Annotated in this window: 11 protein-coding genes; 5 read left to right on the top strand and 6 right to left on the bottom strand. The window is 71.8% G+C overall.

What is annotated here, in order from left to right:
• The 5 genes from CR470_RS27575 to CR470_RS27555 form a co-directional block, all read left to right on the top strand.
• A partial coding sequence (locus CR470_RS27575; RefSeq protein ID WP_143663876.1) for a substrate-binding domain-containing protein occupies nucleotides 1–709 on the top strand: 709 nt, incomplete at its 5' end.
• A 223-nt stretch (nucleotides 710–932) separates the two neighbouring features.
• Nucleotides 933–2,240 (top strand): ABC transporter substrate-binding protein, encoded by a 1,308-nt coding sequence (locus CR470_RS27570; RefSeq protein WP_097870220.1) that lies wholly within the window; start codon nucleotides 933–935, stop codon nucleotides 2,238–2,240.
• Between the two features lie 80 nt (nucleotides 2,241–2,320).
• A complete protein-coding gene (locus tag CR470_RS27565) occupies nucleotides 2,321–3,319 on the top strand; it encodes a carbohydrate ABC transporter permease (protein ID WP_179892386.1) in 999 nt (332 codons plus the stop codon).
• Complete coding sequence (locus CR470_RS27560; RefSeq protein WP_097870219.1) at nucleotides 3,316–4,245, top strand: carbohydrate ABC transporter permease; 930 nt, start codon at nucleotides 3,316–3,318, stop codon at nucleotides 4,243–4,245. Before CR470_RS27565 ends, CR470_RS27560 begins: the two co-directional genes overlap by 4 nt.
• On the top strand, nucleotides 4,242–5,279 hold the full coding sequence (locus CR470_RS27555) for a hydroxyacid dehydrogenase (RefSeq protein ID WP_097870218.1): 1,038 nt from the start codon (nucleotides 4,242–4,244) through the stop codon (nucleotides 5,277–5,279). Before CR470_RS27560 ends, CR470_RS27555 begins: the two co-directional genes overlap by 4 nt.
• A gap of 57 nt (nucleotides 5,280–5,336) precedes the next feature.
• Here the strand turns inward: CR470_RS27555 and CR470_RS27550 are convergent, their stop codons facing one another.
• From CR470_RS27550 to CR470_RS27525, 6 genes are all read right to left on the bottom strand, one after another.
• A complete protein-coding gene (locus tag CR470_RS27550) occupies nucleotides 5,337–6,206 on the bottom strand; it encodes a class II fructose-bisphosphate aldolase (RefSeq protein WP_097870217.1) in 870 nt (289 codons plus the stop codon).
• Nucleotides 6,207–6,256: 50 nt separating this feature from the next.
• A complete protein-coding gene (locus CR470_RS27545) occupies nucleotides 6,257–7,144 on the bottom strand; it encodes an SIS domain-containing protein (RefSeq protein WP_097870216.1) in 888 nt (295 codons plus the stop codon).
• Nucleotides 7,145–7,368: 224 nt separating this feature from the next.
• Nucleotides 7,369–10,227, bottom strand: coding sequence for a hypothetical protein (locus CR470_RS27540; protein WP_097870215.1), 2,859 nt, complete (start codon nucleotides 10,225–10,227; stop codon nucleotides 7,369–7,371).
• On the bottom strand, nucleotides 10,224–11,354 hold the full coding sequence (locus CR470_RS27535) for an ATP-binding protein (RefSeq protein WP_097870214.1): 1,131 nt from the start codon (nucleotides 11,352–11,354) through the stop codon (nucleotides 10,224–10,226). Before CR470_RS27535 ends, CR470_RS27540 begins: the two co-directional genes overlap by 4 nt.
• A 122-nt stretch (nucleotides 11,355–11,476) precedes the next feature.
• Entirely contained in the window at nucleotides 11,477–12,862 is a 1,386-nt protein-coding gene (locus CR470_RS27530; protein WP_097870213.1) for a VWA domain-containing protein, read from the bottom strand.
• On the bottom strand, nucleotides 12,859–14,066 hold a 1,208-nt coding region (locus CR470_RS27525), incomplete at its 5' end, for a hypothetical protein (RefSeq protein WP_107489504.1). The genes CR470_RS27530 and CR470_RS27525, both read right to left, overlap by 4 nt.

Genomic DNA, 14,066 nt, shown 5'->3' with positions numbered 1-14,066 from the left:
GGAGCAGGGCGAGGGGCTGTGGACGGTGGAGCAGGAGACCCCGGTCGTCCTGGTGGAACGCTCGGCACCCCTCGGCCATCCGGCGGCGGGCCTGGACCGGGTGCGCTCGGACCACGCGCACGGCGCCGCCGAAGCGGTGGCGCACCTGGCCGGGCTGGGGCACCGGGCGATCGCGCTCGCCGTGCAGGACAGCCCGACCGCTCCCCGGCTCCGGGTCGGATACCGGGCCGCCGTGGAGGCGCTGGGGATGACCCCGGTGTCGGCCGCGCCGCTGGACGACGCCCGCGCACGGTCGGAGGCGAAGCGTTTCGAGCGGACGCTGGAGTACCTGTGCGAGGCCGTGGCGAGCGGCAACGTGACCGCCGCGATCGTACACAGCGACGCGGACGCGATCGTCCTCATCCCACGGCTCCAGGCCCGGGGCGTGCGGGTGCCCGAGGACCTCGCGGTGATCGCGTACGACGACGAGGTCGCCGGACTCGCCGACCTGCCGCTCACCGCCGTGGCCCCGGACAAGCACGCCGTGGGGGCCGCCGCCGCCCGGCTCCTGCTGGACCGTCTGGGCGTGACGGAACCCGGCGCGACGGACACGAGGGCGGGGGCCGGGGCGGGGGAGACGGGCCGGGGTTCCGCCGCGCGCAGGCACCTGGAGATCCTGCCCACCCTGCGGATCCGGGTCTCCTGCGGGTCGGTCGCCGCCGCCCCCTGACGGAAGAGATGCCGTGCGAAGAGCCGTGCCCGGGCCTACCGGCCCTGCGGGCACGGCTCTCTTCGCATGCCCGGGGGCCGTTGGCCCAGGGGCGGACACCGAACTGCGAATGATCGATTCGATTGAATTGGTCATTTGCTCTTGACGGCGATCTCTTCCGCACAAAATGATGTGTGCCGTTCGCCTCATCTCCCGCAGTTCGAGGTCCCGTAGGAGCCGGCCCATGCCCTGTACCGCCCGCACGTCCCGCCTCGCCCTCGCGGCGTCCGCCGCCTCACTCGCCCTGCTCGTCACCGCCTGCGGCGGTGGATCGGGGTCGGACGCCTCGGGTTCCGGCGACGGCAAGCCCGTCACCCTCACCTTCTGGTCGTCCGCCCTGGGCGCCAAGGAGACGGCCGACGCGTTCAACAAGACGCAGACCGACATCGAGGTCACGTTCTCCTTGGTGCCCGCGGGGCCCGAGGGCGTCACCAAACTGTCCAACGCGGTCAAGGGCAACAACGCCCCCGACGTGGCCACCATGGACTACTCCGCCCTGCCCGAGTACGCCAGCGAGGGCAACCTGGTGAACCTCACGCCCACCTCCGGAGAGCTGGTGAAGAAGGAGTTCCCCGAAGCGGTCCAGTCCCTGGTCAACCTCGGCGGCTCCACCTGGGCGGTCCCGTTCGACGTCACGCCCATCCAGCTCTTCTACCGCAAGGACCTGTTCCAGAAGCACGGCGTCGAGGTGCCGACGACGTGGGCCGAGTACCGCACGCCCGCCGAGAAGATCCAGCGGGCCGACCCCGACGTGGCCATCACCAACTTCGGCGGCGGTGACCCCGCCCTGCTCTCCGGCCTCGCCTGGCAGGCCGGCGCCCAGTGGTACGGCACCAAGGGCGACGCCTGGAAGGTGAACATCGACGACCCGGCCTCCCGCAAGGTCGCCGCCTACTGGGACGACCTCCTCGCGGACGGCCTCGCCTCCAAGACCCCACTCTGGGGCGAGGGCGAGGCCAAGGAGCGCTCCACCGGCAAGGTCGCCACCGTCATCGGCGCCGCCTGGAGCGCCGGGACCTTCCCCGTCAGCTACCCCGACAGCAAAGGCAAGTGGGGCATAGCCCCCCTGCCCACCTGGGACGGCAAGCCGAGCACCGGCATGTACGGCGGAACCTCCTACATCGTGCCCAAGGGCAGCGAACACACCGAGGCGGCGGCCGAGTTCATCAAGTGGGTCACCACCGACCCCGCGGCCATGACCGCCCGCCTCAGCTCCCTCAAGGCCCCCAGCAGCGCCCTGCCCGCCAACGAGGCCATGCGCGCCGCGGCGGCGAAGGAGTTCGACACCTCCTACTTCGCCGGCCAGGACGTCTACGCCATCGCCGGCGAGGCCGCCGACACCATCGTGCCCGGCTGGACCTGGGGCCCGGTGCAGCAGCAGGTCACCTCGGCGCAGATGGCCGCGGGCAGCGACCACACGAAGATGCTCAGCTCCGGTCAGGCGAAGGGCGAGACCGCGGTCACCGACCGCGGCCTGAAGCTCGACAAGTAGCCGCACGGCTGCCCACGGCCCACGGCGCCGGGCAGCCCCTCTCCTCTCCCGCCCACCCCATCCAGCCGAAGGAGCATCAGGTGGCAGCCCCACTCGCCCGGCCGGCCAAGACTCCGCCACCCCCGGCCGCGCCACCCACGGGGCCCGCCGGTCCGGCCGTTTCCGCCGTACCGGGAAAGCCGGGCGGACCCGGCACCCGACGCGGACAGCGCCGGGCCGTCGCCCTGTTCACGATCCCGTTCTTCGCGCTCTTCACCGCCGTCACGGTCCTGCCGATGATCTACGCGGCCTGGATGAGCCTCTACCGCGAGGAGTCCTCCGGCCTGGGATTCGGCGGAACCGAGCGCGTCTTCGCCGGGTTCGGCAACTTCACCGAAGCCCTGGGCAACGAGGCGTTCCTCCGCTCGTTCGGGAACATCGCGCTCTACTGCGCGCTCTACATCCCCGCGATGGTCGGCGGAGCACTCGTCCTGGCCCTGCTCGTCGACTCGACCATGGCCCGGGCCCGGCGCTTCTTCCAGATCGCCTACTTCCTGCCGCACGCGGTGCCCGGCCTGATCGCCTCGCTGATCTGGCTCTACCTCTACACACCGGGGCTCAGCCCGATCACCGACGCCCTCGACGCGCTCGGCGCCCAGTGGAACTTCTTCGGCCAGGACGAGGCGATCCTCTCGGTCGTCAACATCTCCGCCTGGCAGTGGACCGGCTACAACATGATCATCTTCTACGCGGGGCTCCAGGCCGTTCCCCGCGAGGTCCTGGAAGCGGCGACCGTCGACGGAGCCGGAGCCCTGCGCACCGCCCTCCAGGTCAAGATCCCCATGATCCGTCCCACGGTCGTCCTGACCCTGCTGTTCACGTGCGTCGGCGCCATCCAGCTCTTCGACGCCCCCAAGCTCGTACAGCTGCGCGCCAACACCATGGGCGAGGACTGGTCGCCGGCCATGTTCATCTACACCGCGGCCTTCAAGGGCCACGACTACGGCCTGGCCGCCGCGAGTTCCCTCCTGCTCGCCCTCGTCGCCGGCCTGTTGTCCTTCGTCGTCACCAAGCTCGGCAACCGGTGGAAGGCCTCATGAGCACCCAGACAGCCACCCCCGACGCACCGACCGCGCCCACGGCGCCCCGAGCCGCCGGACGCCGCTCCGCCCCGCCGCCGGACCGCCGCGGCCGGGGGCTCACCTCCCGCGTCATGGTGAACGGCGTCCTCGCCGTCGTCGCCGTCTACACCCTGATGCCGCTGACCTGGCTCCTCATCGCCTCCACCAAGAGCTACCGGGACCTGTTCGCCACCAACCCGTTCAGCCTCGGCGACTTCCAGCTCCTGGCCAATCTGAACGCACTCCTCGCCTACAACGACGGGGTCTTCGTCCGCTGGCTGCTCAACAGCCTCCTGTACACCGTCGTCGCCTCCGGGCTCTCCACCCTCATCTCGGTGGCCTGCGGCTACGCCTTCGACAAGTACGCCTTCCGCGGCCGGGAGAAGTGGTTCGGGGTCGTCCTCGTCGGCGTCCTCATCCCCTCGACCGTCGTCCAGCTGCCGCTCTACCTGATGGCCTCCGAACTGGGCCTCGTCAACACCTACTGGGCCGTCCTGATCCCCAGCCTGGTGAACCCGTTCGGCGTCTACCTGGCCCGTGTCTTCTCCGAGGGGTACGTACCGGACGAGGTGCTGGAAGCGGCCCGGATGGACGGGGCCGGCGAGGTACGGACCTTCGGAAAGGTCGCCCTGCCGATGCTGGCGCCCGGCTTCGTGACCATCTTCCTGTTCTCCTTCACCGCGAGCTGGAACAACTTCTACGGCGCGCTCATGATGCTCAACGACGACCGGCTCTATCCGGTCAACCTGGGCCTGTACATGTGGAACCAGAACGTCTACCAGCAGCCGGAGCTCTACCCGCTGGTCATCATCGGCTCGCTCGTCGCCGTCGTCCCCCTGATCGTCGCCTTCCTCTGCCTCCAGCGCTTCTGGCGCTCGGGCCTCACCGCAGGAGCCGTCAAGTGAGCCACCCCGCCGCGCCCCGGCCGACCCGCCCCCGCACCGTCCTGGCGATGAGCGGCGAGACCCGCGAGGCGATCCTGGCCCCGGAGACCCTGGAACGGCTCGCCCGCGTCGCCGACCTCGACCCCGGCCTCCTCGTCACCGACTTCGGCGCCGACGACCCGGCCCAGCGCACCGGGCTCCACGAGGCCGAGGTCCTGTTCACCGGCTGGGGCTGCCCGCCCCTGGGCCCCGCGGCCCTGAGCGCCATGCCCCGGCTGCGCGCGGTGGTCCACGCCGCCGGCTCCGTGAAGCACCACATCACCCAGGACGTCTGGGACCGGGGCATCGCCGTCAGCACCGCCGCGACGGCCAACGCCCTCCCGGTCGCCGAATACACGGTCGCTGCGATCCTCTTCGCCAACAAGCAGATCCTGGAGAGCGCCCGCGTCTACCGCGAGGCCCGCTCCCGGGTGAACCTCCTGAAGCGGTTCCCCGCCGTCGGCAACTACCGTCGCACCGTGGGCATCGTCGGTGCCTCACGCATCGGACGCCGCGTCGTCGAACTGCTGCGCCCCTACGATCTGCGCGTCCTGGTCCACGACCCGTACCTGGACGAGGACGGCGCCCGGACCCTGGGCGTGGAGCGCGCCGGCCTCGACGCCCTGGCGGCACAGAGCAACGTCGTCAGTATCCACGCCCCCGAACTCCCGGCGACCCGGCACCTGTTCGATGCCGGACGTCTCGCCCTCATGCGGGACGGGGCGACCCTCGTCAACACCGCACGCGGCTCCCTGGTGGACACCGACGCCCTCGTGAGGGAACTGGTCACCGGACGCCTCAACGCCGTGCTCGACCATACGGAACCAGAAGTCCTGCCCGCCGACTCACCCCTCTACGACCTGCCGAACGTCCTTCTCACCCCGCACATCGCCGGGTCGCAGGGCGGCGAACTCCACCGGCTCGCGGACGCCGCCGTCGACGAGCTCGAACGCTACGCGCACGGCCTCCCGTTCGCCCACGCGGTGGACCCCCGCACCCTGCACCAGCAGGCCTGACCCGTACCCGTACACCTGCCGGCCGGGGGCGCCCGTCGGGACGCCCCCGGCGTAGCGTCACGCGGCGTGCGCCCGTCCCGAGGGCAGGACCGCGATCATCCGGGCCACCGTGCGGGCCATCGCGTCCCGGCCGTCCGACAGATAGCGGCGCGGATCCACGCCCCGGTCGTCCCGGGCCAGTCGCTCACGTATCGCTCCGGTCATCGCGATGTTGAGCGCGGTGCCGATGTTGACCTTGCGGATCCCGCCCGCCACGGCGCGGGCCAGCTCCTCGTCGGAGGCCCCGGACGAACCGTGCAGTACCAGCGGAACCGGCACGGCCGCACGCAGCCTGCCCAGCAGACCGTGGTCGATGGTGGCGTCCCGCGAGGTCATGGCGTGCGAGGTGCCGACCGCCACAGCCAGCGCGTCGACCCCGGTGGCCGCGACGAACGACCGTGCCTCGTCGGGATCCGTACGGGCCCCGGGCGCATGGGCGTCGAGCGCGGGCTCCCCGTTCTTCCCGCCGACCTGCCCCAGCTCGGCCTCCAGCCACAGGCCCCGCTCGTGCGCCCATACGACGGCGGCGCGGGTGGCCGCCAGGTTCTCCGTGTACGGCAGCCGGGCGGCGTCGAACATCGCCGAACTGAAACCGCAGTCCGCCGCCCGGTGCAGCAGCTCGGTCGACTGCACATGGTCGAGGTGCAGGGAGACGGGGACGGCGGCCTGGTCGGCCACCTCCGCCGCGGCGCGCGCGAGCGGCCGCGGCCGGCCCCGGTGGTAGGCGACCGCGTTCTCGCTGATCTGCAGGATCACCGGCGACCCCGCCGCCTCCGCGCCCTCGGCGATGGCTTCCGCGTGCTCCAGGGTGATGACGTTGAACGCGGCGACCGCACGGTGCTGTGCGGCGGCCTGGGCGATCAGATCGCCGGTGGCGGCGATGGACATGGCGACTCCGGGGTGAGGGACCGTCGGGCGGGAGGGGGCGGCCGGGGCCGTCAGGCCGTGCTGCTGAGGATGACCGAGCGGCTGAGGTGGCGCGGCCGGTCCGGATCGAGACCACGCGCGTTCGCGATGGCCAGCGCCAGACGCTGCACCCGGACCAGCTCCGCCAGCGGGTCCAGACCGCCGGCCACCCATCGGGCGCCGGTCGCGTGCACCTCGTCCATCAGCCCGGACGGAGCTTCGCCGAGCATCCACGTCGCGGTGGAGTGGCTGGAGATGCTGATCGGGCCGTGCCGGTACTCCATCGCCGGGTACGCCTCGGTCCAGGCGAGCGCGGCCTCGCGCATCTTCAGCGCGGCCTCGTTGGCGAGCCCTACGCTCCACCCCTGTCCGAGGAAGGTGAACTGGCTGCACTCCACCAGTCCGGTGGGCAGCGGCTCGGCGAGCGCGACCAGGGCGTCCTCGACGACCGCGTCGGTGTGCAGGCCCAGATGGGCGCGGAGCAGGGTCAGCGCCGAGGTGGCGAAGCGGGTCTGCACGACGGACTTCTCGTCGGCGAACTCGAGCACGATCGTGTCGTCGGCCATCGCCGCCATCGGGGTGTCGGGGTCGCCGATGACCACGGTGCGCCGGGTCGTGTCACCGATCTTCCCGAGGAGTCCGAGCACCTCCGTCGTGGTGCCGGAGCGGCTCAGCGCCACGACCCGGTCGTAGGGGCGGCCCGCCGGGAACTCCGAAGCGGCGAAGGCGTCGGTCTCGCCCTGGCCGCTGCTCTCCCGAAGCGCCGCGTAGGCCTGGGCCATGAAGTACGACGTACCGCAGCCGACCACGGCGATGCGCTCGCCGGCCGCCGGAAGCCGGTGGGCGAGCCCGTCCGCCATGCCGGCGGCCACCTGCCAGCAGTCGGGTTGACTGGCCAGCTCCTGAGCCACGTGCGTCATCTGTGCTCCCTGTTCCTGGCGGTAGATGCTCGAAGCTGCATATTAGGCAAGCGTTTCAAGCAATATCAAGCAGGCGGGTGGGGGGCTGCGCACCGCCGGGCGATCCAGGGCCTGATATCGCAGCCGCCGGGCAACACCCGGCCGATGCCGTGGAAGGGGGGCCAGGGAGACCGAAGGGGCACGACGCCGGGCGAGGTCGGCCTCCCCGGCGTCGCGCCCATCCCTCACGCGCCCGCGAGCAGCGACTCCCACGCGGTCGCGGTGTCCGGGTGACGGGCTATCAGTGCGGCGCCGCCCCGGCCCGCCGGACCCGCTCCGGGCGCGGCCCACCTGCCGTCGCAGCCGAGCAGCTCAGCGACCGCGTCGAGCGTCCGCGGGTGCGCGAAGAGTAGAGCGGCACCTCGGTCCCCGCCGTCGGCCGCCTTCGTACGGCCGGCGGCGGGTGCACCGGCTTCCGGCGCCTCGCGCCACGGCGGCACCCAGGTGTCCAGCGCCGCGAGGCGGGCCGGGAAGATCCGCCCCGCCTCACGGATCAACAGCGGGGCCAGGTCCGCCGCTCCGGCGCGCAGCGTCGTGATCAGGGTGGGCAGCCACGGCAGCAGGACCGGATCCGGCAGCCGCCCGAACGCGTTCGACACGGCCTCCACCACCACGTCCGCCAGCCCCGGCACCGGCACCAACGCGTGCACGAAGCCGCTGAGATAACGCGGGTAGGCGGGCACCACCATCGGGTTCGCCAGCAGTTCGCCGCAGCGCTCCCGCAGCTCGGCGCGGGACAGAGCTCCGAGCTGCACCTGCGCCGCCCACAGAAGCGCCGTCCGCTCGGGGTCCGTGGGGCGCGACTGGGCGACGGCCAGCTCCAGCTGTGCCCGGTCGCAGCCCAGGGACAGCGCCAGGCCCTCCATGCTGAACAGGAAGCCCAGCATCGCCGCCACCTGCCCCGCGGTGACGTCCTCGTCGGTGAACGCCGTCGGCAGCAAGGTGCAGTAGTGCGCGTAACCGGCCTTGACGAACGACTCCACCCACGGCGGCAGGACCGGCTCGCCGGTCCGGTAGTACGCCAGCAGCCCCCGCACCCGGCGCAGCACCTCCGGGGCCCCGTCCACCGTGCGCTCGGAGGTGAGGACCTCCAGGGCGCGGGTGCCCAGCTCACCGGCGAGACGGCGGCTGCCGAGATACAGCGTCGCGTCCTCGACGGCGGCGAGGACGACCGCCGCCGTCGCCCGCGGACCGTACGCGTCGCGGCGCAGCCGCTGTTCCAGGACCTGCTCGATGCTCACGCCCTCGTACCCGAGCTCGATCAGCGCCCGCTGATGGGTGCCCAGCGCCAGGTCCCACGACTCCTGGATCGAACGCTCGCCGAGCCTCCGCTCGCCCATGATCGGCCGGGCCGCGCCGTGCGGCATCAGACGGCGGAGCATCCACAGCACGTCGGAGCACGCCCCGAGCTCCGGGCGGGAATGCATGTCCAGCAGGGCACGTTGCACGCCACGCTGCTGGAGCTTCAGCTCCAGCGGTGCGAGCCGGTCGTGCACGTCGCGGGCCAGCGGCGGCAGCGCGTCGTAGCCGACGCGCCCGATCCGGTCGCCGCCCATCATGATCTCGACGAGCCGGCGCACGTCTCGCCGTCCCGGCACCGTGTCCTTCTCGATGCAGGTGATCGCCGCGTCCTGGAAGTCGTACGGAGTGGGCTTGGCCCGGTCCCGCATCCCGGCCAGCAGGATCGACGTCTCGAACACCGCGATGGCGTCGGCGGTGGACGCCAGATAGCCGCCGCGCCGCGCAGCGCGCACGATGTCCACCGACCAGCCGAGCAGCTCGGCCTCGTCCAGCGTGTCGAGAACCGGCGGCCGGCGCAGAAACCCGGAGAGCCGGTCAGCGGCGGCTTCCGCCGGGGGCGCGGAGGCGGCCGGGGCGGCCTTCTTCACCGTGCGCGGCTTCTTCGCACCGTCCTGTCCGGCCAGCCGGTACGGCTGGACCCGGGTGCGCTTGAGGTTCTTCGCCCACTGGGTCGCGGCGATCGACACCGACCCGGAGGCCAGCCCGAACTGCGCCTCGATCGCCGCGTGGCTGGACGGGATCAGCCCGTGCTGCCAGGCGGTGGCGGAGCGCGGGGAGATCAGATACGACCCGCCGCCCGCCACCCCGAACTCCTCGACCCGGCTGGCCGCGTGGAAGGCACCGCACACATACAGGCAGTCCTCGGGGGCCGCGCCGCTCGATGCCAGGTGCTCGCGCATCCGGGTCCACATGTACCGCTCGCGGTCCTCGTCCACCCGGAGCCGTTGCCCGTCACCGGGCGCGAGCCGCCGGAACAGGCTGCCGACGAGGAACATGACCTGGCGGTAGGCGGCGTGGTCGCTGTCGCCGAGCGGGATCTCGACGTACTGGTGCCACCACTCCGACCAGTGCCGCACCTTGCCGTGACGCAGCAGATGCTCCTCCAGCTCCGCGAAACGGGGCCGCAGGTCACCGATTTCCACGCCGACCGCCTCACCGTGCAGCGCGGCTTCAGGCTCCGGAGACCCGTCCGCAGGACCGGGCGCCCTCTCGGGGGTGCTCTCGCCCTGCCGGCTGTCCCACTGGAAGACGTGGTCGGAGGACCGGTCGACGAGGACCAGCTCGACGCCCGGGGTGTCGAGGGCGTACGCGATGGCCTGGTACTCGGCGGAGGCCTCGGTGATCGGGGCGACGACCGAGAGCGGGGCCCACTCGGCGGGGAACCCGTCGACCTCGCTCGCGAACGCCTGGACCGCCACCGGCAGGCGGCAGTTGCGCAGCTCGCCGAGGAGCGGCGCCATGTCCTCGCACAGCTCCAGATAGACGACCTTGGGCTGCTTCTCGCGCAGCCGGCGGGCCATGGCGAGGGCGGAGGCGGGCGAGTGGTGGCAGACCGGGAAGATCTCCAGCGGCTCGCGCACCGCCCGGTCGACGTCGTCGACCATGCCGAGGAGGATGCCCTCCAGCGCGTCGGGCCCGTCGGCGAAGGCGGTGGCGGCCTCGTGCAGCTGCCCGCGCAACGCGGCGAACGACGTCTCTCCGGGGCCGTTCTCCCCGGGGCCGTTCGTGGGGGACCCGCTCATGACAGCGTGGCGATCGTGTCACGGCCGCCGTCCAGGAACTCCGGCCACGAGCCGCCCTCCTCCTTGCTGCGCGGTTCGACGACGCCGTGCAGATACTTGTTGAAGATGGCCAGGTCCTCCGGGTCCCGCCGGGCGAGCGAGCCGACGAGCGAGGAGGCGAGGGTCCGGGCGGTCAGGGTGCTCTCGCCGAAGAAGTTGCTGTGCAGGACGGCGTCCTCCAGCACACCGATCTGCTCCGCCGTCGACAGGGCGGACTCCAGCTTCTCCTCGTCGCTGCCCGCGGCGGCGGCCGAGGCCCGCAGATCAGCGAAGCTCTGGAGAAGGATGTCGAGCAGCGTCGGCGGCACGTCCAGGTCGATCGCGTGACGGCGCAGGAGTTCCTCCGTGCGGAAGCGGACGATCTCAGCCTCGCTCTTCCTGTTCGTCACGACCGGAACGCGGACGAAGTTGAAGCGACGCTTCAACGCGGACGACAGGTCGTTGACGCCCCGGTCGCGGCTGTTGGCGGTCGCGATGATCGAGAAGCCGGGCTTCGCGAAGACGATGTTGTCGCCCGCGTCCGCGCCGTCGCTCTGCAGCTCGGGAACAGAGATGTACTTCTCCGAGAGAATCGAGATCAGGGCGTCCTGGACGTCGCTGGTGGAACGGGTCAGTTCCTCGAAGCGGCCGATGGCGCCCGTCTCCATCGCGGTCATGATCGGCGACGGGATCATCGACGCACGCGACTGTCCCTTGGCGATGACCATGGACACGTTCCACGCGTATTTGATGTGATCCTCGGTCGTGCCGGCCGTACCCTGCACCACCAGCGTGGAGTTGCGGGAGATCGCGGCGGAGAGCAGCTCCGCCAGCCAGCTCTTGCCGGTGCCGGGGTCACCTATCAGCAGCAGACCGCGGTCCGAGGCGAGCGTGACGATGGAGCGCTCGACGAAGCTCCGGTCGCCGAACCACTTCTGTGAGATCTCGCGGTCCAGGCCGTCGGCGCGCTCGGATCCCAGAATGAACAGCCGGACCATCTTCGGGGACAGCCGCCAGGAGAACGGCTTGGGGCTGTCGTCGATCGACTCCAGCCAGTCGAGCTCCTCCGCGTACTTGGTCTCGGCGGGGGCGCGCAACACGTCGGACATCAGAAGGCCTTTCTGAACAGGCGGGAAAGTGCGGAACGAGAGAGAGGGGGACGCGAGGAGGTGCGAGGGATGCGAGACGAGAGGGTGCGCGGCGGGGCGGGCGAGCCCCGCCCCGCGGGGCCTCAGGTCAGGAACGTCTTGAGTTCGTGTACGAGCTTGTTCACATGCCCGGAGACCACGGGCGTGCCCAGGGCCTTGAACCGCTCCCGGAACCAGGGATTGACCTCCTGCCGTCCGGAGCTGGTCACCGAGCCGACGGGGATGAACTTCACCCCGGAACGGTGAACGGCCTCGATGCCTTCGAACAGCGGCTGGGAGCGGTCGAACTCGTAGAAGTCCGAGATCCACACCATGACGGTGTTCTTCGGCTCGGCGATCTTCGGGCGGGCCATCGCCATCGCGACGGGGCCGTCGTTCCCACCGCCGAGATTCGTGCGCAGCAGCACGTCGAACGGGTCGTGCACCCACGGCGTGAGGTCGATCGAGCGGGTGTCGTAGGCGATGAGATGGACGTCCACCTTCGGCAGCCCGGCGAAGATGGAGGCGAGGATGGTGCAGTTCACCATCGAGTCGACCATGGAGCCGGACTGGTCCACCACGACGATCAGCCGCTGCGGCGTCGTCCTGCGGACGGTGTGCCGGTAGTAGAGGCGATCGACGTAGAGCCGCTCCTCCTCCGGACTCCAGTTGGTGAGGTTCTTCCAGATCGTGCGGTCCAGGTCGAGGTTGCGGAAGACACGCTTGGGCGGCACCGAACGGTCCAACTCGCCCACGGTGGCCTTCTCCACCTGCGTACGCAGCACCTCGGCCACTTCGTCGACGTAACGCCGGATGAGCGACTTGGCGTTGGCGAGGGCCACCCCCGACAGGTTGCCCTTGTCCCGCAACAACTGCTCGATCAGCGACATGCTGGGCGTCAGCCGCGCGGCCAGCGCCGGATCGGCCAGCACCTCCCGCAACCGCATGCGCCCCACGAGATCCGCCTCGATCGCCGCCAGCTCGGGCCCGAGGCCGCCGGAGTCCAGGCCCGCGCCCGCCGCCCGCCCGCCGCGAAGCCCCCCGGGTCGGCTGCCCAGCGCACGCTCCAGCCAGCCCGCGTCGGACTGCCAGCGCGCCAGCTGCTCGGCGGTCACCGTGCTCGAACCGGTCGCGAAGACATTGAGCAGCACCTTCGAAACCAGCGCGGCCCGCCGCACCTCCGCCGCCCGGTCGCGGGAGCCGGCCACCTCGTCGTCCGGTGTCATCAGACCGTCGAACTCGGCGGCCAGCTCCGGATGACGCTGTACGACCGAGTCGAGCGACGTCCCGGGATCCAGCAGTGCGGACGGCAGCCCGATGTCCTCGACCACCCCCAGACTCGCCGACTCCAGCGCGGGCTGCTCCTCACCGTCGAAGAGACGGGCCAGGAGCCGCCAGTACAGCACCTGACGGCGGTTGTCGTACGGGTCGGGTCCGGCCTGGGGCGGGCCGACGGGCCCGAGCGGCTGCCCGGTGAGGTCCTCGGTCATTTCCGCAACAGCCTTCCGGCGCGCTCGCGCAGCACGGCGACGGCGTCGGTGGCGGCCTTCTCCGCCCGGACACCGGCCTTGTCGGTGGTGCCGCCCGCCCACGCCCCGGCGTGGGCGCCGACGGCCTTCTTCCGCACGGTCGCCTCGACCGCGAGCGGCTGCAGCAGGAACTCCCCGGCGTCCCAGCGCAGCAGACCGACGCAGGAGTGGGAGCCCGCGACCGCCTCGGGCGTCAGCGGACCGGCTGCGGGCGCCCGGTCGGCGTCGACGGCCAGAAGGCGCCCGGCCAGATCGAACACGAGCCTGCCCTCCTCGCTCCTCGCGGTGTACCCCTCCAGCAGCACCGGCACGGCGATCCGGACGGGGTGCCGGTCCAACGGTGCGACGCGGGCGGCGGTCGCGGTGGACAGCATCACGCGCGCCGTGGCGAAGGCGTCGGCGGGCTCGCCCGGGCGGGCCCGCTCGTCGTCCCAGAGCAGATCCCCCTCGGCGGTCACCGGCATGGCGTCCAGCTCCATCGAGCGGCCCTCGCTCACGGCGCCGAGCAAGGACATGCGGGGACGCAGCAGCTGCCACAGACCCGCCCCGACGACCGTGTCGGGCTTGGGCGCCGAAACCCCGGCGCGCACCAGACGGGGCGCGCCTCCGTCCGCCGGTTCGAACACGGCATGGACCTGGGCCTGTACGGCCGTCGCGTGCTCCTGCACATCGACGCCGAGCGGCAACAGGCGGCCGGTCACCGGGGTGGCGGAACGGTCACCGGCGGAGCCGGGCACCGTCAACAGCAGGGCGCGTGACCACAGATCGGCCCAGCGGCGCACCGGCACCCGCTCCAGAGTCGCCCCCGGGCAGGACGCGGCGAGCTCGGCGGCGAACCCGTCGAGCAGCGTCGCCCGACGACGCAGGCCCGGATCGGGCAGCATCGCGGAGACCACCGGCGCGGCCCCGGCGACGAGCTCGTGGTCGATGCCCCGCCAGCCGCCGCGCGCCAGGTCGCACAGCCAACTGCGTGCGGCCGCGAGGAGGTTCGTCCCGGGGTCCGCCACGGCGGACGCCGGTCCGCATCCCTCCGTCTCGTCCTCGGCGGTGGGCCGGCCGACGGCCTCGTCGATCCGCCGCGTCAGGGCGTCGTGCACGGAACCGAGCAGCGCGCAGCGGGCGGCGGCGAGCGCCACGAAGTGTTCCCTGTCTCTTATACACATCT

Origin of the sequence: Streptomyces sp. rh34 (assembly GCF_002551245.1) — a bacterium.
In the GTDB taxonomy this organism is placed as follows: domain Bacteria; phylum Actinomycetota; class Actinomycetes; order Streptomycetales; family Streptomycetaceae; genus Streptomyces.
This window is presented reverse-complemented; position numbering and strand designations above follow the sequence as displayed.

What these genes read in the sequence shown, in the direction of transcription:
- CR470_RS27570 (WP_097870220.1), top strand. Translation starts at nt 933, where the DNA reads ATGCCCTGTACCGCCCGCACGTCCCGCCTCGCCCTCGCGGCGTCCGCC.
- CR470_RS27560 (WP_097870219.1), top strand. Translation starts at nt 3,316, where the DNA reads ATGAGCACCCAGACAGCCACCCCCGACGCACCGACCGCGCCCACGGCG.
- CR470_RS27550 (WP_097870217.1), bottom strand. Translation starts at nt 6,206, where the DNA reads ATGTCCATCGCCGCCACCGGCGATCTGATCGCCCAGGCCGCCGCACAG.
- CR470_RS27545 (WP_097870216.1), bottom strand. Translation starts at nt 7,144, where the DNA reads ATGACGCACGTGGCTCAGGAGCTGGCCAGTCAACCCGACTGCTGGCAG.
- CR470_RS27540 (WP_097870215.1), bottom strand. Translation starts at nt 10,227, where the DNA reads ATGAGCGGGTCCCCCACGAACGGCCCCGGGGAGAACGGCCCCGGAGAG.
- CR470_RS27535 (WP_097870214.1), bottom strand. Translation starts at nt 11,354, where the DNA reads ATGTCCGACGTGTTGCGCGCCCCCGCCGAGACCAAGTACGCGGAGGAG.
- CR470_RS27530 (WP_097870213.1), bottom strand. Translation starts at nt 12,862, where the DNA reads ATGACCGAGGACCTCACCGGGCAGCCGCTCGGGCCCGTCGGCCCGCCC.